We start from the raw sequence: 20,227 nt of genomic DNA on the forward strand, positions 1-20,227 counted from the left end.
TCGGCGTGGGCCTGGGCCTGCTTGGCCAGGCCCCCCCCCCCGCGGGGGGGCACCAGGAGAGCGCCCCGTGCGGGGCGTCACCTCAGAGGCGCGCGGGGACCTCGCCCGGCTCGGTGCCCTTGACGATCGGGACGCGGACCGCGTTGCCCCACTCGGTCCACGAGCCGTCGTAGTTGCGGACCTTGTCGAAGCCGAGCAGGTACGTCAGCGCGAACCACGTGTGGCTCGAACGCTCGCCGATGCGGCAGTAGGTGATGACCTCGTCGTCGGTCGACAGTCCCAGGCCGCCCTCCTGGTAGATCGCCTCGAGCTCCTCGCGCGACTTGTAGGTGCCGTCCTCGGCGACCGCGGTCGCCCACGGGACGTTGCGCGCGGTGGGGATGTGACCGCCGCGCAGCACGCCCTCCTCGGGGTAGTCCGGGATGTGCAGGCGCTCGCCCGTGAACTCCTGGGGCGAACGGATGTCGACCAGCGGGCCGTTGCCCAGGTGAGCGAGCACGTCCTCCTTGAAGGCGCGGATCGTCTCGTCGTCGCGCTCGACCACGGGGTACTCGACGGGCTCGGGCGTGGGGACGTCGGTCGTGGTCTCGCGGCCCTCGGCGATCCACTTGCCGCGCCCGCCGTCGAGGAGGCGGACGTCCTCGTGGCCGAACAGCGTGAAGACCCATGCCGAGTACGCGGCCCACCAGTTGTTCTTGTCGCCGTACAGGACGACCGTGGTGTCGCGCGAGATGCCCTTGGAGCCGAGCAGCTGGGCGAAGCCCTTGCCGTCGAGGTAGTCGCGCAGGTCGGGGTCGTTGAGGTCGGTGTGCCAGTCGACCTTGACGGCGCCCGGGATGTGCCCGGTCTCGTAGAGCAGCACGTCCTCGTCGGACTCGACGACGACGACGTTCTCGTCGTGCAGGTGCTCGGCGAGCCAGTCCGTGGAGACGAGGCGGTCGGGGTGGGCGTAGGCGGCGATCTTCTCGGTCGTGTCGAGGGGTGCGGACATGATGTCCTCCTGAGGGCTCATGGGCTGGCAGGGCGGCGGCGGGGATGCACGCAGGGCGGCGCGGGCGGGGTCGGGCTGAGACGTGCGTGCCGGCGCGGTGGGTACCGCTCGGGCACGTTCGTCACTCTAGGAACGGTGTCCACGGACCGGAAGGCCCGTCGCACATGCTGAGACAGTGTTACCCGTCGGAGGGCAGCGCCAGGGCGGCCGAGGAAGAGCCCGTCAGTCGCGTGCGATGGGTGCGGTCACCGCGCCCGTGAGGGAGACCAGGTCCGCGGGGGCCAGGCCCACGTCGAGCCCGCGGCGCCCGCCCGAGACGTAGACGGCGTCGAACGCCAGCGCCGACTCGTCGATCACGGTGCGCAGCCGCTGGCGCTGGCCCAGGGGCGAGATGCCGCCCACCACGTACCCGGTCGCGCGCTCGGCCGCGGCCTGCTCGGCCATCGCGGCCTTCTTGCCGCCCGCCGCGTGGGCGAGCGCCTTGAGGTCGAGCTTGCGGTCCACGGGCACGACGCCCACGACGAGCGTCCCGTCGACCGAGGTGACCAGGGTCTTGAACACCTGCTCGGCCGGGATGCCGATCGCGGCGGCCGCCTCGAGCCCGTAGCTCAGGTCGGACGACGGGTCGTGCTCGTAGGGGTGCACGGTGTGCGGGACCCCGGCCTTCTCGAGCGCGACGAGCGCGGGGGTGCCTGCGTGGGGGGAGGACTTCTGCTTCTTGGCCACAGGGAGATTGTGCCCCTAGGCGCGCGTCTCCGGGGGGTGCGGGAAGGTGGCGGCTTGTTGCGGCGGTCGTGTCGCGGAGTCCTCCACGAAGCGTGGACGGCAGGCGAACCAGCCGGCGACCACTCCGGGGACCACGGTCGCTGCGAGCGCGAGGAGCGGGATCGTCCACGAGCCGGTCGCCTCGCGGAGAAGGCCCAGGCCCAGCGGGCCGAAGCAGGCCAGGCCGTAGCCGATCCCTTGGACGAAGCCGGAGACGGCCGATGCCGACTCCGGGGTCCTGGTCCGGCGGTTGATCAGCGTCATGCAGAGCGGGAACGTGCTCACCCCGATCCCCAGCGCGCACACCCAGAGCACCGTGCCGCCGAGCGGGGAGAGGATCAGGCCCAGGTAGCCGGCCATCAGGACGACCGAGCACGCGACGACCACGACGAACGGGTTCGCCATGCGCGTGGCCACGTGCGGGACCACCAACGCCGCAGCCACGCCCCAGGCCGAGTGCAGCGCGATCATGGAGCCGCCCAGGGCCGGGCTCCCGCCCGCGTCGGTGAGCACGGCCGGCACCCAGGTGATGATCCCGTAGTTGGACAGGGCCATCATCGCGAACAGGACGACCAGACCCCAGGCGGTCGACGACCGGCTGATCCGTGGCCTCGCCCCCGTGGTCGCCGGGACGCTCGGGCGGTGGTGGTCGGCGGGCAGCCGCGCTGCCAGGACGAGCCAGACCACCGCGGCCAGCGCGGCCGGGACCGCCCAGACCCCTACTGAGAGGCGCCAGCTCGTCGCCTCCGCCACCGGGACGGCCAGCAGCGGGGCGACGAACTGACCCGTCTGCATCAGGAGCAGGTAGAGCGAGGTCCACAGGGCGATCCGGTCGGGGAACCAGGCCTTCACCAGGGGGACGATCACGACGTTCGCGGCGCCGATCCCGGCCAGGGCCAGCACGGTCGACAGCACGAGCGCGAGGGGAGTCGGTGAGAAGGCGCGCACCACGAGCGACAGGGCGGTCAGGCCCAGCGCCACCGTGGCCGTGCGCTCGAGCCCGAACCTCCTCGTCACCACCGGGGCGAGAAACCCGAAGACGGCGAACGACGCCGCAGGCACGGTCCCGAGCAGGCCCGCCAGGGCCACTCCGAACCCGAGGTCGGACCCCATGATCTCGAGGAGCGGGGTGAATCCGGTCACGGCCGTGCGGAGGTTGACCGCCGTCAGCGCGACGGCAAGGCCGGCCCACACGGTCAGGTGCCCACGGCGTACCGGGATGCGCGCTGGAGAGAGTGTCGTCACGCTAAACTCCACGATGAGATCGGCGAATGATGGGATCATGGGATGAATCCAGGTGAGTCTGACACACGGCGGCCGATGCGTCGAGCAGGTCTGATCGACCAGGCGGTCGAGCGCTTCCGCGACGAGGTGGTCTCCGGTCGCTGGCCGGTCGGCGACCGGATACCGACCGAGACCGACCTGGTGGCGGAGTTCGGGGTGGGGCGGAACACGGTCCGCGAAGCGCTCCAGTCGTTGGTGCACGCGGGTCTGCTGCGCCGTGAGCAGGGCCGCGGCACCTTCGTCATCTCCAGCTCCGAGCTGACGAGCACCCTGGAACGTCAGCTCGCCGGGGGCAGCCGTCGCCACTACCTGGAGCTGCGCCTCGCCCTGGACAGCACCGCGGCCTCGCTCGCCGCATCGAGCCGCTCGGAAGCCGACGTCGAGCTGCTGCGCGAGCTGCGCGACCGACGCGCATCGATCTGGTCGACCGGTGACCGCGACCAGCGGGCAGGCGCCGACCTCGACCTGCACCGTTCGATCGTGGCGGCCACGCACAACCCGCTCTACCTGCAGCTCTACTCCAGCATGCTCGACGTCTTCGCGGTCCACATGCGCGACGAGGAGCACGAGGACGAGGACGCGGCCCACCGTCGCCACCACGAGCTGGTCGAGGCGATCGCTGAGGGGGATGCCGATCGGGCAGCGGCGATGGTGGCCGCCATCTTCGGGCCGTTCATGCACTGAGCCGCGGAGCGGGCTCCCGCTAGACGTTCACGTCGACGAGCGAGCCGATCCCGTACGTCACCGCCATGGCGATCGCGCCACCCAGGACCGTGCGGATCGTGGCCCGCCGGGTCGGCGACTGCCCGAGCTTCGCGCTGCCCCAACCCGTGAGGACCAGCGCCAGGACGACCGCGACGAACGTCACGGGGATCCGTGCTGCGGTGGGGGACAGGAGGATCGCGGCCATGGGGAGCAGACCACCCACCGTGAACGAGACGATCGAGGCGACCGCGGCCTCCCACGGCGAGGTCAGGTCGTCGGGGTCGATGTTGAGCTCGGCGTCGGCGTGCGCCGCGAGTGGGTCGTGCGCCGTGAGCTGGACGGCGACCTCGTGCGCGAGCTCGGGCGTGAGCCCCTTGGCCCGGTAGATCCCCGCGAGCTCGGTGAGCTCCTCGGCGGGCATGGTCGCGAGCTCCTGGCGCTCCTTGGCGAGCATGGCCTCCTCGGTGTCGCGCTGCGTGCTCACCGAGACGTACTCGCCCGCGGCCATCGACAGGGCCCCGGCGAGCAGCGCGGCGGCGCCCGCGGTCGCGATGACGGGGATCGACGTGCTGGTGGCGGCGACACCCACGACCACGCCCGCGGTCGAGACGATCCCGTCGTTCGCGCCGAGCACCCCGGCGCGCAGCCTGTTGAGCCGCGACCCGGTCCCCTCGGTCTGGTGCTGCTCTCCCTCGTGCGGTGTCGTCTCCTGGTCGCGTGCGCTCATGAGGCCACGGTAGGACGGGGGAGCGAGCCTGTCGTGGTGGGCCACGACGCGCTCGCTCTCGTCCCGGGCGCCGAGCGTGTGACCTGCACCTCAGGCCCGCGAGGACCTTCGTCCCTGGCCGACCCCGGCCCGTCCTGAGAGGCTCGAGGTGGCAGAGGTGACCGCCGGCAGGGGATGCGTCAGGGGCGCATCGGAGCAGGGAGAACGCACATGAGCATCGACGACCCTCGTATCGAACGGATCCTCGCGGCCGCGTCGCGGGCCCCCAGCGTCCACAACACCCAGCCGTGGTCGGTCCGTGTGCGCGGCACCACGCTCGACATCCTGGCCGACGACTCGCGCCGGCTGACGCACGCCGACCCCGCCGGCCGGGAGATGCTCATCAGCTGTGGCGCGTTCCTCGCGAACCTGCGCGTCGCGGCGCGCCGCGAGTCCTTCCGTCCGGTGCTGACGCTGCTGCCCGACGACGCCGACCCTGCCCTGGTCGCCCGCGTCGACCTGGTGCCGGGCGTCCTGCCCGACGCCGACGAGCTCGACCTCGCGGTCGCGATCGAGCGGCGTGCCACGTCCCGGGTGCCGTTCGAGGACCAGCCGCTCGACGCCGACGTCGTCGACGACCTCGACAGGGCGGCGACGTCCGAGGGGGCACGGCTCGTGACGCTCGCGCCGCAGGCGCCCGAGCGGACCGTGCTGCTGGACCTCGTGCGCGAGGCCGAGGAGGCCGCCGGCAAGGACCACACGGGCCGCGTCGAGCAGGCGCGCTGGGTCACGAGCGACCCCGACCGGCCCGACGGGATCCCGGTCGCGGCGCTCGGTCCTGCGAGCGACGACGCGCTGGCCCCCGTGCGGCACTTCGGCGGCGACAGCACGAGCGACCGGGCCGCGTTCGAGCACCGGTCGACGCTCGCGGTCCTCACGACCCCCGGCGACTCCGTGCGTGACTGGCTCGCAGCGGGCCAGGCCCTCGAGCGCGTCCTGCTGACCGCGACCACCTACTTCGTGCACGCCTCGTTCGCGACGACGGTCCTGGAGAACCCGACCACGCGGGCCGCGCTCGCGGCGGCGCTCGACGCGGGGGCGCCTCAGATGGTGCTGCGACTGGGATACAGCGCGACGTCCCCCCGGACGCCCCGCCGCCCGGCCGACGACGTGGTCCGGTAGACCCCGTCAGATCGTCCCGACCGCCACGACGCTCAGCACCACGGCACCGGCCTCGTCGCTCGCCGCGAGGTCGACGACGGCGCTGATCGCCCAGTCGTGGTCGCCGGCCGGGTCGTCGAGCACCTGGCGGACGAACCACGTGCCGGGCTCGACACGCTCGCCGTCGGGGCGCACGCCGTTCTCGAAGATCTGCACGAGGGCCGACGAGCGCGCCGCGGCGTCCACGCCGATCGCGTCGTTGCCGTGCAGCTCGAACATCGGGTCGAGCGCGTCGGCCCACGCGTCGCCGTCCCAGCCGCTCGCCTTGTCGAGGGCCTCGAGCGCGTCGTAGTTCTCGCGCGCCGCGAGCTCGACCCGGCGGAACAGGGCGTTGCGGACCAGGACGCGGAACGAGCGCGGGTTGCCCGTGACCGGGCGGACCGGGGCCTCGGCGCCCGTGCCGGACAGCGGGCCGTCGCCGACCTCGTCGTCCGCGTCGTCGTCGACCGGGTTGGCCAGGCGCTCCCACTCGTCGAGCAGCGACGAGTCGGTGCCGCGCACCAGCTCGCCCAGCCACTCGGTGATGTCCTGGACCTCCTCGGTGCGGTGCTCCTCGGAGATCGTCTGGCGCATCGAGCGGTACGCGTCCGCGAGGTAGCGCAGCACGACGCCCTCGGTGCGGTCCAGGCCGTACACGGACACGAACTCTCCGAAGGTCATGGCCCGCTCGACCATGTCCCGCACGACCGACTTGGGCGAGAGCTCGGCGTCGGAGACCCACGGGTTCGAGTGCTTGTACGTGACGAACGCGGGCTCGAGCAGGTCTGCGAGGGGCTTGGGCCACGTGATGGTCTCGAGCAGCGCCATGCGCTCCTCGTACTCGTACCCCTCGGCCTTCATGGCCGCCACGGCCTCGCCGCGGGCCCGGTGCTGCTGCGCGACGAGCACCTGGCGCGGGTCGGACAGCGTGGCCTCCAGGACCGAGACGACGTCGAGCGCGTGCGTGGGGGACTCGACGTCGAGCAGGTCGAGCGCCGCGAGCGCGAACGGCGACAAGGGCTGGTTGAGCGCGAACTCGCGCGGCAGGTCGACCGTGAGGCGCACCGTGGGGCGCTGCCCGCTCGGGTACGTCGGGTCGGGCACGCGCACGCGCTCGACGATGCCCGCGACGCGCAGCGAGCGGTAGATGCGGAACACCTGGCGCACGTGGCGCTCGCGCTGGGCCTCGGTGTCGTGGTTGGCCGTGAGCAGGTGCTTCATGGCTCGGACCGGGTCCTCGCCCTTGTCACCGCGCGCGAGCACGTTGAGCACCATGGCGTGGTTGACCGTGAAGTGGCTGGTCAGGGCCTCGGGGTCGGCGTCGCGCAGACGCTCGAACGTCGCGTCGGTCCAGTTGACCGCACCTGCGGGTGCCTTCTTGCGGACGATCTTCTTGAGCTTCTTGGGGTCGTCCCCGGCCTTGGCGAGCAGCTTGCGGTTCTCGATCACGTGCTCGGGGGCCATGACGAGGACCTCACCGAGCGTGTCGTAGCCCGCACGGCCGGCGCGGCCCGCGATCTGGTGGAACTCGCGTGCCGTGAGGTGGCGCATGCGCTCGCCGTCGAACTTCACGAGGCTCGTCATGAGGACGGTGCGGATGGGGACGTTGATGCCGACGCCCAGGGTGTCGGTGCCGCACACGACCTTGAGCAGCCCGGCCTGGGTCAGGCGTTCGACCACGCGACGGTACTTGGGCAGCATGCCCGCGTGGTGCACGCCCACGCCGTGGCGCAGGAACTTGCTGAGCGTCCTGCCGAACCCCGACGTGAAGCGGAAGTCGCCCAGCTCGGCCGCGATCGCGTCCTTCTCCGAGCGGCTCGCGACGTTGATGCTCAGCAGGGCCTGGGCGCGGTCGACCGCGTCCTTCTGGGTGAAGTGCACGACGTAGACGGGCGCCCGGTGCGTCGTGACGAGCTCCTCGATGACCTCGCCCAGCGGCTCGACGACGTAGGCGAACGTGAGCGGCACGGGACGCTCGGCGCTCGTGACCTCGGCGACGGGGCGTCCCGTGCGGGTCTCGAGGTCCTCGGTGAACGTGCTCGTGTCGCCCAGCGTCGCGGACATGAGCACGAACTGCGCCTGGGGCAGCTCGAGGAGCGGGACCTGCCAGGCCCAGCCGCGCTGTGGGTCCGCGTAGTAGTGGAACTCGTCCATGACGACCTGCGCGACGTCCGCGTCGGCGCCGTCGCGCAGCGCGATGTTCGCGAGGATCTCCGCGGTGCAGCAGATGATCGGTGCGGTCGGGTTGACCGACGAGTCACCCGTCATCATGCCCACGTTCGCGGACCCGAACACCGCGACGAGAGCGAAGAACTTCTCGCTCACGAGCGCCTTGAGCGGGGCCGTGTAGTAGCTGCGCCCGGGGGTTCCTGCACGGTGCGCGGCGAGGGCCGCGTAGTGCGCGCCGACCGCCACGAGCGACTTGCCCGACCCCGTGGGCGTGGCCAGGATGACGTGCGCGCCCGAGAAGATCTCGATGACGGCCTCGTCCTGGTGGGCGTAGAGGTCGATCCCCGTCTCGGTGGCCCACTCGGTGAACCCTTCGTAGAGGGCGTCAGGGTCGGGGGTGCCCGAGCCGTCCGGTGCCGGCAGGTGACGAACCAGGCCGGGCTCGGGACGGGTGGTGGGGGTCGTGGTGCTCATCGTGGCCATTGTCGCAGAGCGGGCGCCTGGCGGTGGGCCGCGTCGCGTGGTCGCCCGGCTGTGCCGCGCCACCGAGGGGCGGCAACCTTATGGCTCCCGTGGACAGCGCTGTCATGCCATGCAAAGGTGCAGAACGCCCAGCACTGACGCTGGGTACACCGAGCAGCCCACGCCGTGGTGGGCAGGAGGGCGAGCCGTATGACTCCTCGTCAGCACGCGACAACTCGTTCGAAGCAGCACCGTCGGAGCCCGATCCCGTCGACCGCCCTGGCGCTCGCGCTCCTCGTGGGGGCCGTTCCTGCGGCGACCGCTCTCCCGGCCGCGGGCGCGGCGCCGGCCGCCCCGACCGCGGTCCGGGCCGAGGTCGTCCCGGTGGACCAGCCCCTCGTCTCGTACGTCAACCCCTTCATCGGGACCAAGGACGACGGGAACACCTACCCCGGGGCGAGCGTCCCGTTCGGCATGGTGCAGTTCTCGCCCGACAACGGCCACAACGTCGGGTACGACCACGGGCGCGACCGCATCCGCGGGTTCTCGCTCGTGCACCTCTCGGGGGTCGGGTGCGGGCTGGGTGGCACGCTGCCCGTCCTGCCCACGACGGGCGACGTCACCTCGACCGACTACGGGCAGTACGCCCTGCAGTACTCGCACGACGACGAGGAGGCCTCGCCCGGGTACTACCGCGTGGGGCTCCAGGCGTCGGCGGGCACCATCGACGCCGAGCTCACGGCCGGCGAGCACACCGCGGTCCAGCGCTACACGTTCCCGTCGACCGACAAGGCGAACGTGCTGATCAACACCGGCCAGGCCCTCAACCGGGTCACCGGGTCGACCGTGACCGTGATCGACGACCGCACGGTCGAGACGACCATCACCCAGCGCGGCTTCTGCCAGGACACGCAGCCCTTCACGATCCACACGCGCACGACGTTCGACCGCCCCTTCACGACCTACGGCACCTGGCAGGGCGGCACCGTCACGGCGGGCGCTGCGAGCGCCACGGGCGACGGCCGCGTGGGCGCCTACCTCCGGTTCGACACCACGGGCGGCGACCTCGACGTCGAGGCGACCACGTCGATGAGCTACGTCGACGCAGCGGGAGCCTCCGCGAACCTCGAGGCCGAGGCGGGCACGTTCGACGAGGCCCGCACGGCCGCGACCGCCGCGTGGGAGGAGCGGCTCGGGTCGGTCGCCGTCCAGCGCGGCGCCGAGGACGACCTGCGCACCTTCTACTCCTCGCTCTACCGGAGCTTCCTGGCCCCCAACACGGGCACCGACGTCGACGGGCGCTACCGCGGCTGGGACCAGGAGGTCCACGTCGCCGAGGACTTCACCTACTACCAGAACTTCTCGCTGTGGGACACGTACCGCACGCAGCAGCAGCTGCTCGCGCTCCTCGCCCCGCAGGAGTCGCAGGACATGGCGCTGTCCGTGGTGCGCGCGGCGGAGCATGGCGGCTGGCTGCCGCGCTGGGGCTACGGGACCGTCGAGACCAACATCATGACGGGCGACCCGGCCACGCCGTTCCTCGTGAGCGCGTGGAGCCAGGGGCTCCTCGCAGGGCACGAGGAGGAGGCCTACGCGGTCCTCCAGCAGAGCGCCGACAACATGGCCCCCGCCGACTCGCCGTTCAACGGACGCGCGGGCAACGACACGTACCTGGCGAGCGGGTTCGTCCCGCACGAGCCGGGACGGTCGGGCAAGCCCGGAGACTACGACCTGCAGCACGGTGGTTCGGCAACGCTCGAGTACGCGCTCTCGGACGCGATGCTCGCGACCATGGCGCGCGGCCTCGGCCATGACGAGGACGCCGACCGCTACGCCGCGCGCGGCCAGAGCTACCGTTCGGTGTTCGACCCGCGCACCGGGGCCTTCCGCGCCCGCAACGCCGACGGCCTGTTCGTGGGCGACCCCGACCCGGCCAAGAGCGACGGGTTCCACGAGGGCACCGCGGTCCAGTACCAGTGGCTCGTCCAGCAGGACGTCCCGGGCCTCGTGGACCTGATCGGCGGCACGGACGCCGCCAACGACGCGCTCGACGCGTTCTTCGCGTACGACCAGCTGCTCGTGGACCCCGAGAAGACGGCCCGCGAGGTATGGGTCAACGGCACCTACTCCTACTACGACCAGGACACCTACAACCCCAACAACGAGCCCAACCTCCACGCGCCGTACGTGTACCTGTGGACCGGGCAGCCGTGGAAGACCAACGACGTGGTGCGCGCGGCCCTGACCCTCTTCACCGACGGCCCCGACGGCGTCACGGGCAACGACGACCTGGGCACCATGTCGGCGTGGCACGTCCTGTCGGGGCTCGGGATCTACCCGATCGTGCCGGGCACGGACACGTGGGGCCTCTCGACCCCCCTGTTCGACGACGTCCGGATCGACCTCGACGAGTCGTTCTACGCCCGGAGCGAGCTGCACATCACCGCACCGGGGACGTCGACCGAGAACCGCTACACGGCCTCGGTCACCGCAGGGGACACCACGGTGGACCGCGCCTACCTCACGGGCCCCGAGCTGACCGCGGCCGGAACGCTGTCGTTCGCCACGAGCGCCGAGCACACCGCGTGGGCCACGGGCGAGGACGCCGCGCCGGGCGCGGTCGACCGTGTCGACGTCGAGGTGAGCCGCCTGTTCGCAGGCCTCTCGACCGCGCACCCGGTCATCCGACCGGGCACGACGGTCGACCTCGTGGCGAGCGTCGTCGCGCAGGGCCCGGGCACGGTCTCGGGCGAGATCCAGGTGACCGGGAGCGACGCGGTCCAGGTCCAGGACGGCTCGGGTCCGTGGTCCGTCGTCTCGGACGGGCTGCCGGCCACGAGCGAGATCCCGCTGAGGCTCTCGGCCGCTCCGGGCGTCGCGCCCGGTGCGTACCCCGTCACGGTCGTCGTGACCGACGCCGCAGGGCACGAGGTCTCCCGCGAGGTGACCGTCGTCGTCGCGCAGGAGTCGTGGCTGCGCAGCAGCTTCGACAACGTGGGGATCGGCGACACCGGGGCGGCCAACGCGAACTTCGACGGGCAGGGGGCCTACCTGCTGCGCGACCTGCTCGCCGAGCAGGGTGCCGTCCAGGGCGTGCCGGGACTCGTCCCGGGCACGCAGCTGGGCTACGTGCTCGCGGCCGAGGAGCCGGGGGCGCCCGACAACGTCCGCGCGAACGGCCAGGTGCTCGACGTGCGCGCGAGCATCGGCACGGCGCGCCAGGTCTCGCTGGTCGGCTCGAGCAACAACGGCACGCACGGGGGCGACCTGGTCCTGGGATTCACCGACGGGACGAGCCAGACGTCGCGCGTCGAGCTGAGCGACTGGTGCACGGGGTCGCCCGTGGCCGGGAACATCCTCGTCGCCAAGGCGGGCGCTCGCGGCAGCGGCACGGGGACCCAGCGCATCGGGTGCGGCCTGTACGCCACGGCTCCGGTCGCCGTCCCCGAGGGCAAGGCGCTCGCGACGATCACCCTGCCGCGCGCGACCAACATGCACGTGTTCGCGGTGGCGAGCGATGCGGTCGTGGTGGCTCCTGAGTTCGACGTGGTGGTCTCGGCGAGGACGCAGTGCGTGGCGGGGCGGGTGGTGGTCTCGGCGCGTGCGGTGAGCGGTGAGGACCTGCCGGTGGACGTGAAGGTGTCCTCGGTGTTCGGGTCCAGGTCGTTCGTGGGTCTGGCGTCGGGCAAGAGTGCGTCGGCGTCGTTCGCGACGCGTTCTGGCGCGGTCGAGGCGGGCCAGGTCACGGTCGTGGTCACCCAGGACGGTCGCTCGCAGGAGGTCGTGGCGTCCTACGACGCCACCACCTGCGACTGACCCACCACGTGCCCGCCCGGGGAGGGAACCCCGGGCGGGCACGTCGGTGCGACCCGCCCGACGCGCAGGACACGGGCGGGGCGCCCCCGGTCCGCCGGGACGACCGGCGTTCCGCAGCACGTCACGAGGTCAGGTACGACCAACGAGGGAGCAGAGCGTGAGAACAGCACGAGGCAGGACACGAAGGGTCGTCGCGGCACTCGCCGCAGCGGCCGTCGCGGGCGCGGGGCTCGTGGGAGGGGCGGCGGTCGCCGCCCCGCCGGCACCAGCGGCCGGGGCCTCCGACACCGGACTGGTGACCGACCCGGTCGACCTGGTCGACCCGATGGTCGGCACGGGGCAGGCGAACGGCGTCGTGGGGGAGATCAACAACTTCCCCGGACCGTCGATGCCGTTCGGCATGATGCAGCTCTCGCCCGACACCCAGGTGTCGGTGGGGAACGGCGACCGGGCGTACGCGGGGTACCGCTACTCGCACCAGGCGATCCGCGGGTTCTCGATGAACCACGCGTCGGCCGGGTGCTGGGTGTTCGGCGACGTCCCGATCCTGCCTGTCGCCGGGAGCGTGGGCAGTGCGCCGTGGGACCGCAAGGAGGAGTTCTCGCACGACCAGGAGAGCGCCGAGGTGGGCAGGTACGCGGTGACCCTCAAGAGCTCGGGCATCGAGGCCGAGCTCTCGGCCGCGACGCGCTCGGGCGGCATGACGTTCGACTATCCGCAGACGGGCGACGCGCAGGTCATCGTCAACCCGGGCGGTTCGCTCGGCACGGTCTTCGGGTCCACGGTCGAGGTCACGGGCAGCCGCACGGTCACCGGCTCGGTGTCGAGCGGCGGGTTCTGCGGCAAGGGCAACCGCTACACGCTCTACTACGCGGTCGAGTTCGACCAGGACTTCTCGTCGTTCGGCACGTGGGAGGGCACGACCCTCACGACGGGCGACCGCTCGGCGAAGGGAAGCCGCGCGGGAGCGTGGACGACGTTCGCGCCGGGCTCGACGGTCCAGGCCAAGGTCGCGATGTCGTACGTGAGCGTCGAGGGCGCGCAGGCCAACCTCGCGGCCGAGATCCCGGGCTGGGACTTCGACGCGGTGAGGGACGACAACCGCGCGGCCTGGTCCGACCTGCTGGGCAAGGTCCAGGTCGCGGGCGAGGACGCCGCCGACAAGACCATGTTCTACACCTCGCTGTACCACTCGATGATGCACCCCAACACGTTCGACGACGTCGACGGCCGCTACGTCGGGTTCGACCAGCAGATCCACCAGGTCGCCGACGGTCGCACCCGGTACGCCAACTTCTCCGACTGGGACACCTACCGGTCGCTCGGCGCGCTCCAGGCGGTGCTCGCCCCCGAGCGCGCCTCGGACATGGCGCAGTCGCTCGTGAGCTCGGCCGTCGAGGGCGGCTGGCTCCCGCGCTGGCCCGTCGCCAACGGGTACACGGGGCAGATGACCGGCGACAGCTCGGTGCCTCTCATCGCGAGCATGTACGCGTTCGGTGCGCGGGACTTCGACGCCGAGACGGCGCTCGAGTACATGGTCAAGGGCGCCACGACCGAGGGCCGGACCCCGAGCGGGTACGTCCAGCGGCACGGGATCGGGACCTACCTCGAGCGCGGGTACGCCCCGCAGACCGAGGAGTTCCGGGGTGACCACCGCGTGGTCGGGGCGTCCATCACGCTCGAGTGGTCGGTCGCGGACTTCGCGATCGGTCGCCTCGCGGGGGCCCTGGGACAGGACGAGACCGCGGCCGAGTACCAGGCGCGCGGCCAGTACTGGCAGAACATCTTCGACCCGAGCACGAGCACGGTCGCAGCCCGCAACGCGGACGGCTCGTTCGTGGTCCCGGACGGGAGCGGCGGGTTCGGGCAGGAAGGCTTCGACGAGGGCAACGCCGAGCAGTACACGTGGCTCGTCCCGCAGAACGTCGCGGCGCTCACCGAGGGGCTGGGCGGTCGGGAGGCCGTGGCCGAGCGGCTCGACCGGTTCACCACGACCCACAACTCGGGTCCCAACGAGCCCCGGCTCTGGATCGGCAACGAGCCGAACTTCGGCGTGCCGTGGCTGTACGACTACGTGGGACAGCCCTGGCGCACGACCGAGCTGGTCGACGAGATCACCGCGACGCTGTTCTCCCCGACGCCGGACGGGAAGCCGGGCAACGACGACCTGGGCGCGCAGGCGGGCTGGTACGTCTGGGCCGCCGCGGGCCTGTACCCCACGACCCCCGGGACCGACGTCCTGGCGATCAACACCCCGCGCTTCGACCGGGTCGTGATCGACCTCGGAGACGGCAAGGCGCTCGACCTGCGGGCGCCGGGCGCGTCGACGGGGCAGCGGTACATCACGGGCATGACGGTCGACGGGCAGCCCTGGGACCGGACCTACCTGCCCGAGGGCCTGATCCACGAGGGCGGGGTCGTCGAGCTGGCCCTGTCGGCCGAGCGCGACACGTCCTGGGGCACGTCGCCCGAGGCCTCGCCGCCGTCGTTCCGCGAGGGTGAGCAGGGGCTCGTCGCGAACGCGGGGAGCGCGCTCGTCTCGGTCGCCCCGGGCGGCACGGCGACGTCGCCGGTCGACGCCCAGCTCTTCGGGGACCTGGAAGCCCAGGTCGCGGTCTCGGTCGACGCGCCCACGGGCATCACGGTCACGGGTGAGGCCCTCGTGCCCGACGGCGCAGGTCACCTGCGCGGTGACCTCACCTTCGCGGTGGGGCAGGACGTGCCCGAGGGCTTCCACGACGTCGAGGTCACGCTCACGGCCGGGGGTACCGAGAGGCGTGTCCCGGTCACGGTGCGGGTCGCGGCCGAGGGAAGCCTGTTCGCGGCGTTCGACACGGTGGGGAGCGCGAGCCAGGCCCAGCGGGGCGGCGCCAACTTCGACGGTGCGGGGAACTCGTTCTCGCGCGAGGCGCTCGCGCAGGCGGGGCTCACACCGGGTTCGGCGCACGACGTCGGCGGGCTGCCGTTCGTCTGGCCCTCCTCGCCCGAAGGACGCCCGGACTCGCTCACGCTCGACGGCGAGACGGTCGTCCTGCCGGCGCCGAGCGCGGGCTTCTCGCTCGTCGGTGCTGCGACCAACGGGACCCAGCAGGGCAAGGCGACCGTGACGTTCACGGACGGGACCACGGCCACGACCACGGTCGGCTTCGGTGACTGGGTCCTGCCCAGCGCGGACGGCAGCCCGGTCCTGGGGAACGCGGTGGTCGCGCGCATGGACCGCCGCAACGGGGACAAGGACAGTGCGTTCGTGTTCTCCACGGCCCCCTACGTGGCCCCCGAGGGCAAGAAGATCGTCTCGATCACGTTCCCGCGGAACAAGGACCTGCACGTGTTCGCGGTGGCGAGCGATGCGGTCGTGGTGGGGCCTGTGTTCGACGTGGTGGTCTCGGCGAGGACGCAGTGCGTGGCGGGGCGTGTGGTGGTCTCGGCGCGTGCGGTGAGCGGTGAGGAGTCGCCGGTGGACGTGAGGGTGTCGTCGGCGTTCGGCAGCAGGTCGTTCGTGGGTCTGGCGTCGGGCAAGAGTGCGTCGGCGTCGTTCGCGACGCGTTCGGGTGCGGTCGAGGCGGGCCAGGTCACGGTCGTGGTCACCCAGGACGGTCGCTCGCAGGAGGTCGTTGCGTCCTACGACGCCACCACCTGCGACTGACCCGCGAGCGGGGGGGGTGCTGGTCCGGACGCGTCCCGGACAGCACCTCCCCTCTCCGTTCGCGTGACCGGGACCCGCTGGTCTCGCCGCGAAGAGCACGACGCCCCGTGGCAGTCTGGGCGCATGGTGACCGACCGGCGCGTGGACGCGCCTCGCTTCCACCCCGAGACCGCCGCCGAGTGGCGGGCCTGGCTCGTCGAGCACCACGCCGACGAGGTGCCCGGGGTGTGGGTCGTGCAGTGGCGCCGGGCGAGCGGTCGAGCCCCGATCGACTACGACGCGCTCATCGAGGAGGCACTGAGCTTCGGGTGGATCGACGGGACCGTCCAGACGATCGACGACGAGCGCTCGATGATGTGGCTCACCAGGCGGCGGCCTGGGAGCCGGTGGACCCGCCTGAGCAAGGAACGGGTCGCGCGAGCCGAGGCGGACGGGCGGATGACCGACGCGGGGCGCGCGGTGATCGAGGCGGCGCGGGCCGACGGTTCCTGGACGAGGTACGACGACGCCGAGGCGCTGGTCGTACCCGACGACCTGGCCTCCGCGCTCGCGGCCGCACCGCCCGCCTGGGAGCACTGGGACGGCTTCCCGCCCGGGGTCCGCCGTCTCGTCCTCGGGTGGATCGCGGACGCCCGGCGGGCACCGACCCGTGCGGCCCGGATCGCCGAGACGGCCGAGAAGGCGCAGCGCGGCGAGCGTGCGCACGAGCAGCCCCGCTGAGGTCCGTCGCGACACAGCCACCACGAGCGGCTAGCGTCCCTCGGAGCGGCAGAACCGCCGTCGGGCCGGAGGGGTGAGGCATGGACGTCCTGCAAGAGGCGCTGATCGACCCGGTCAGCAACTTTCTGTACTCCTACGTCCTGATCTACGTCCTCATCGGCGCCGGCATCTGGTTCACGGTCCGCACGCGTGCCGTCCAGGTGCGGCTGTTCGGGCTCATGTTCCGCCTCGTCGGGGGCTCGACCGGTGCGGCCGAGGGCGGTATCTCCTCGTTCCAGGCGTTCTGCGTGGGCCTCGCGTCACGCGTGGGCACGGGCAACATCGCGGGCGTCGCGATCGCGCTGACGCTCGGCGGCCCCGGCGCGATCTTCTGGATGTGGTGCGTCGCGCTCCTCGGCATGGCCACGGCGTTCGTCGAGGCGACGCTCGGACAGATCTTCAAGGTCCGGGCCGACGACGGCTCCTACCGCGGCGGCCCCGCGTACTACATCCAGCGCGGCCTGGGCTCGCGGCGGTGGGGGATCGTGTTCGCGATCCTGCTGATCTTCGCGTTCGGCTTCGCGTTCAACATGGTGCAGGCCAACACGATCAGCGAGGCGCTCGACAACGGCCACGCCGTGGCGCCGGGCTGGACCGCGGTGTTCCTCATGATCCTCGCGGCCCCCGTCCTGTTCGGCGGGGTCAAGCGTGTCGCGAAGGTCGCGGGGATCGTCCTGCCGATCATGGCGGGGGTCTACGTCCTGCTCGCGGCCACGATCATCCTCATGAACCTCGGCGCGGTGCCGGGCGTGGTCCGGCAGATCGTCGAGGGCGCGTTCGGCCTGGACCAGGCCGTCGCGGGCACGGCCGGCGGGATCCTCGCCGCGCTGCTCAACGGGGTCAAGCGCGGCCTGTTCTCGAACGAGGCGGGCATGGGCAGCGCCCCGAACGCGGCCGCGACCGCGACGGTCTCGCACCCGGCCAAGCAGGGGCTCATCCAGTCGCTCGGGGTGTTCGTCGACACGATCGTGGTCTGCTCGGCCACGGCCTTCATCATCCTCATGGCAGGGCCGTCCGTGTTCGACCCGGGCACCACGACCGACGCCGCCGGGGCCTCGCTCACGCAGCAGGCCGTCGCGGCCCAGCTCGGGACGTGGACCGTGTGGCCCATGACGATCCTCGTGTTCGTCTTCGCGTTCTCCTCGGTGCTGGGCAACTACTCGTACGCCGAGGTCAACCTGACCTTCCTCGGCATCCGTGCCAAGGCGCTGACCGCGCTGCGCACGCTCGTGCTCGCCGCGATCGGGATCGGCTCGCTCATCGAGCTCGAGGCCGTCTGGGCCGTGGCGGACGTCGCGATGGCGCTCATGGCGCTCGTCAACCTCGTGGCGATCACGCTGCTGGGCCGCTGGGCGTTCGGGGCGCTCAAGGACTACGAGCGCCTGCGCAAGGGCGGGGGCGGGGACCGGTTCGTCGGGGTCGGGAACCCGGACCTGCCGGGTGACGTCCCGGGCGACGTGTGGGCGCCGGTCCAGGAGGGCTCGAAGGCGTAGCCGGGGCCGCTCGGCCCCGGGGGCCGTGGCGTCAGCCCAGGTCCCAGAGCAGGCGGTAGTAGGCGATGCGCTCCTTGTCGGGCTCGATGCCGTAGGCCTCGTACACGATCCCGTCGTAGCCCGGCCCGTAGTTCCACTCGGTGCTCCACGCGGCCACGGCCAGGTCCGCCCAGCGGTCGGCGACCCCGAGCGACCCGAGGTCGACGTGCGCCGCGAACGTGCCGTCGGCGGCCAGCAGGGTGTTGGGCGCGCACGCGTCGCCGTGGCACACGACGAGCCGGTCCACGGGAGGAGTCAGGTCGAGGAGCGGACGCGCCTCGGCGACCGAGAGCTGCGCGTGCTCGGGGAACCAGTCGGACGGTCCCTCGCCGTCGGCGATCCGCTCGTCGGCGCGCGCGATGCGCGCCTCGACGCCCCACGTGAACGGGCAGTCCTCGACAGGCAGCGTGTCGTGCAGGACGCGCAGCCCGTGACCGATCGCCGCCGCGGCCGTCACGGGCTCGGCGATCCAGCGCGGGTCGACGGCCGACGCCGCGTCGATCGCCTCGGTCACGAGCCAGGCACCGACCTCGTCCTGCCCGGCGTCGAGCACGCGTGGCACGGTCGCGAACCGTGAGGCCCACGCGAGCCGCTCGGCCTCGGCGAGCAGGTCGATCTCCGGCGTCCCGGCCGCGACCCACTTGACGTACCGAGCCGTGGCGCCCGTGCCCCAGCGGAACGTGAGGCCGCCGAGGTCGTTCTTCCACACCGGGACCAGGTCCCCGCCCCCCGCGGCGTCGACGAGCGAGCGGACGGCGGGTGGGACGGGCACGGGCCCCGTCGGGATCTCGGCGAGCGGCGGTCGGGTCATGCCCCGATCCTGCCAGGTCGCCGTACCCCCTCCTCGCGCGCCCGGCAGGCACCCTGTCGGCAGGCCAAAGCCCACCGGGTCCTCGGCCGTGGGTCGGTCAGGTCGGACAGATCTCGAGCCGCGCGGTGTCGGCGGGCAACTGTCGCACGCCTCAGCCCAGCAGGCGTTCGCAGACCTCGACCAGCCGTTCGCGCAGCGTCGCGGACCGCTCGGCGAACCCGCGTTGGAGCCGTACGTACTCGGCCTTGCCCTCGGGCGTCTCGATCGCCACGGGGGCGACCCCGTAGGACGACACGTCGTAGGGGCTGGCCCGCATGTCGACCCAGCGGATGTCGCGCGCGAGCTCGAACGCGTCGAGGACCAGACCGCTCGGCACGGCGGGCGACAGCTTGGTCGCCCACTTGTAGAGGTCCATGTTGGCGTGCAGGCAGCCCGGTTGTTCGAGCGCGGGCTGGGTCTCGCGCGTGGGCTGGAGCCGGTTGAGGCTCACGGCCTCGGGGGTGAAGAAGCGGAACGCGTCGAAGTGCGAGCAGCGCACGGGGTGCGAGGCCACGACGTCGTCGGTGCCGCGGGCACCCAGCCGCAGCGGCAGGGGGTGACGGTGGTCGCGCCCCTGGGCGTGGTCGCGGTAGACCATGGCCCACTCGTGGAGCCCGAAGCAGCCGAGCGTCGCGGGTCGTGAGGCCGTGGCCGAGAGCAGCTCGCGCGCGTAGCGCACGGTCTCGCCGCGGTCGGCGAGGAACGCGTCGACGTCGAGCGTCACGTCGCCGGTGGCGTCGGCCCCGTACCACCGCCAGGTGGCGCGCTCGGCGAGGAGGGGAGCGGCGCCGTCGGGCCTGCCGCTGGCACCGGAGAGCGTGACGCCCGCACCCGGGTGCCACCGGCGGAGCTGGGCCGGGCGCGTGGGGTAGTAGGTGAAGAGGAAGTCCTCGACGGCGTGCTTCTCGCCTCGGGTCCGGCGCTCGCGCCAGCCCGCGGTCAGGGCGTCGGCGCGCTCGGCGTGGGCCTCGGCGAGGAGGAGCCACTCGTCCCCGGCGAGCCGTCCCGGCCCGACGGCGTCGCGCGCCACGGGAGGGCGCGTGCGGTGGGGAGCGGGGAGCGTGGGCATGGCTCCAGGGTAGGCGTCGGACGGTGGGGCGACCCTCGTCGGCCCGGGACGAGCGGCCCGGGCACGGTCCCTACCGCTGGCTGAACCAGGTGACGTCTGTCACGGTGAAGGTGAGACTCCTTGGACGAGCCGGGGTGCGGTGAGAGGGGACACCCGGCTTCTCGACCAGCACGGACCGTCGTCGCGACACGGGAGCGGGACCGACCCGGCGCGCTCCTACGGCCCGTGCTCCTGGCGGGGCGTCGGGCCGTGTCCTCGGCAGGCCCGGACCAC

13 protein-coding genes are annotated in these 20,227 nt (G+C 72.4%); 6 read left to right on the plus strand and 7 right to left on the minus strand.

Features of this window, described 5'->3' with window-relative positions:
- Positions 1 to 82 precede the first annotated feature (82 nt).
- The 3 genes from H9641_RS08860 to H9641_RS08870 form a co-directional block, all read right to left on the minus strand.
- The gene (locus H9641_RS08860) at positions 83 to 991 is read right to left on the minus strand and encodes a sulfurtransferase (RefSeq protein WP_191802910.1); all 909 of its coding nucleotides are present in this window, start codon (positions 989 to 991) and stop codon (positions 83 to 85) included.
- Between the two features lie 222 nt (positions 992 to 1,213).
- Positions 1,214 to 1,717: a Cys-tRNA(Pro) deacylase gene (gene ybaK / locus H9641_RS08865; RefSeq protein ID WP_191802911.1), complete on the minus strand. Its 504-nt coding sequence runs from the start codon at positions 1,715 to 1,717 to the stop codon at positions 1,214 to 1,216.
- Positions 1,718 to 1,732: 15 nt separating this feature from the next.
- Positions 1,733 to 3,001: an MFS transporter gene (locus tag H9641_RS08870; RefSeq protein WP_191802913.1), complete on the minus strand. Its 1,269-nt coding sequence runs from the start codon at positions 2,999 to 3,001 to the stop codon at positions 1,733 to 1,735.
- Between the two features lie 75 nt (positions 3,002 to 3,076).
- Here H9641_RS08870 and H9641_RS08875 point away from each other — a divergent pair, with 75 nt between their 5' ends.
- Complete coding sequence (locus H9641_RS08875) at positions 3,077 to 3,724, plus strand: FadR/GntR family transcriptional regulator (RefSeq protein WP_225220198.1); 648 nt, start codon at positions 3,077 to 3,079, stop codon at positions 3,722 to 3,724.
- Between the two features lie 19 nt (positions 3,725 to 3,743).
- Here H9641_RS08875 and H9641_RS08880 read toward each other — a convergent pair whose 3' ends face one another.
- The gene (locus H9641_RS08880; protein WP_191802917.1) at positions 3,744 to 4,472 is read right to left on the minus strand and encodes a VIT1/CCC1 transporter family protein; all 729 of its coding nucleotides are present in this window, start codon (positions 4,470 to 4,472) and stop codon (positions 3,744 to 3,746) included.
- Between the two features lie 210 nt (positions 4,473 to 4,682).
- On the opposite strand from H9641_RS08880, the gene H9641_RS08885 reads away from it, so the two are divergent.
- Complete coding sequence (locus H9641_RS08885; protein WP_191802919.1) at positions 4,683 to 5,633, plus strand: Acg family FMN-binding oxidoreductase; 951 nt, start codon at positions 4,683 to 4,685, stop codon at positions 5,631 to 5,633.
- A gap of 6 nt (positions 5,634 to 5,639) precedes the next feature.
- On the opposite strand, the gene H9641_RS08890 is transcribed toward H9641_RS08885, so the two are convergent.
- On the minus strand, positions 5,640 to 8,294 hold the full coding sequence (locus H9641_RS08890) for a DEAD/DEAH box helicase (protein ID WP_191802921.1): 2,655 nt from the start codon (positions 8,292 to 8,294) through the stop codon (positions 5,640 to 5,642).
- Positions 8,295 to 8,492: 198 nt separating this feature from the next.
- Between H9641_RS08890 and H9641_RS08895 the strand changes: the two genes are divergently transcribed.
- From H9641_RS08895 to H9641_RS08910, 4 genes are all read left to right on the plus strand, one after another.
- Positions 8,493 to 12,098, plus strand: a complete 3,606-nt coding sequence (locus H9641_RS08895; protein ID WP_225220199.1) for a GH92 family glycosyl hydrolase — start codon at positions 8,493 to 8,495, stop codon at positions 12,096 to 12,098.
- 157 nt (positions 12,099 to 12,255) lie between these two features.
- Positions 12,256 to 15,744 (plus strand): GH92 family glycosyl hydrolase, encoded by a 3,489-nt coding sequence (locus tag H9641_RS08900; RefSeq protein ID WP_191802923.1) that lies wholly within the window; start codon positions 12,256 to 12,258, stop codon positions 15,742 to 15,744.
- Positions 15,745 to 15,867: 123 nt separating this feature from the next.
- Positions 15,868 to 16,464 (plus strand): YdeI/OmpD-associated family protein, encoded by a 597-nt coding sequence (locus tag H9641_RS08905; protein WP_191802925.1) that lies wholly within the window; start codon positions 15,868 to 15,870, stop codon positions 16,462 to 16,464.
- Between the two features lie 80 nt (positions 16,465 to 16,544).
- Positions 16,545 to 17,996: an alanine/glycine:cation symporter family protein gene (locus H9641_RS08910; RefSeq protein WP_191802927.1), complete on the plus strand. Its 1,452-nt coding sequence runs from the start codon at positions 16,545 to 16,547 to the stop codon at positions 17,994 to 17,996.
- Between the two features lie 31 nt (positions 17,997 to 18,027).
- Here H9641_RS08910 and H9641_RS08915 read toward each other — a convergent pair whose 3' ends face one another.
- Positions 18,028 to 18,846: an aminoglycoside 3'-phosphotransferase gene (locus tag H9641_RS08915; RefSeq protein WP_191802929.1), complete on the minus strand. Its 819-nt coding sequence runs from the start codon at positions 18,844 to 18,846 to the stop codon at positions 18,028 to 18,030.
- 151 nt (positions 18,847 to 18,997) lie between these two features.
- Positions 18,998 to 19,954, minus strand: a complete 957-nt coding sequence (locus H9641_RS08920; protein ID WP_225220200.1) for a 3-methyladenine DNA glycosylase — start codon at positions 19,952 to 19,954, stop codon at positions 18,998 to 19,000.
- Positions 19,955 to 20,227 lie beyond the last annotated feature (273 nt).

The organism is Oerskovia merdavium, assembly GCF_014836755.1.
GTDB lineage: Bacteria > Actinomycetota > Actinomycetes > Actinomycetales > Cellulomonadaceae > Oerskovia > Oerskovia merdavium.

Coding starts and splice junctions, on each gene's coding strand:
- H9641_RS08920 (WP_225220200.1), bottom strand. CDS start 19,954: ATGCCCACGCTCCCCGCTCCCCACCGCACGCGCCCTCCCGTGGCGCGC.
- H9641_RS08915 (WP_191802929.1), bottom strand. CDS start 18,846: ATGACCCGACCGCCGCTCGCCGAGATCCCGACGGGGCCCGTGCCCGTC.
- H9641_RS08890 (WP_191802921.1), bottom strand. CDS start 8,294: ATGAGCACCACGACCCCCACCACCCGTCCCGAGCCCGGCCTGGTTCGT.
- H9641_RS08910 (WP_191802927.1), top strand. CDS start 16,545: ATGGACGTCCTGCAAGAGGCGCTGATCGACCCGGTCAGCAACTTTCTG.
- H9641_RS08860 (WP_191802910.1), bottom strand. CDS start 991: ATGTCCGCACCCCTCGACACGACCGAGAAGATCGCCGCCTACGCCCAC.
- H9641_RS08905 (WP_191802925.1), top strand. CDS start 15,868: ATGGTGACCGACCGGCGCGTGGACGCGCCTCGCTTCCACCCCGAGACC.
- H9641_RS08885 (WP_191802919.1), top strand. CDS start 4,683: ATGAGCATCGACGACCCTCGTATCGAACGGATCCTCGCGGCCGCGTCG.
- H9641_RS08875 (WP_225220198.1), top strand. CDS start 3,077: ATGCGTCGAGCAGGTCTGATCGACCAGGCGGTCGAGCGCTTCCGCGAC.
- H9641_RS08880 (WP_191802917.1), bottom strand. CDS start 4,472: ATGAGCGCACGCGACCAGGAGACGACACCGCACGAGGGAGAGCAGCAC.
- H9641_RS08895 (WP_225220199.1), top strand. CDS start 8,493: ATGACTCCTCGTCAGCACGCGACAACTCGTTCGAAGCAGCACCGTCGG.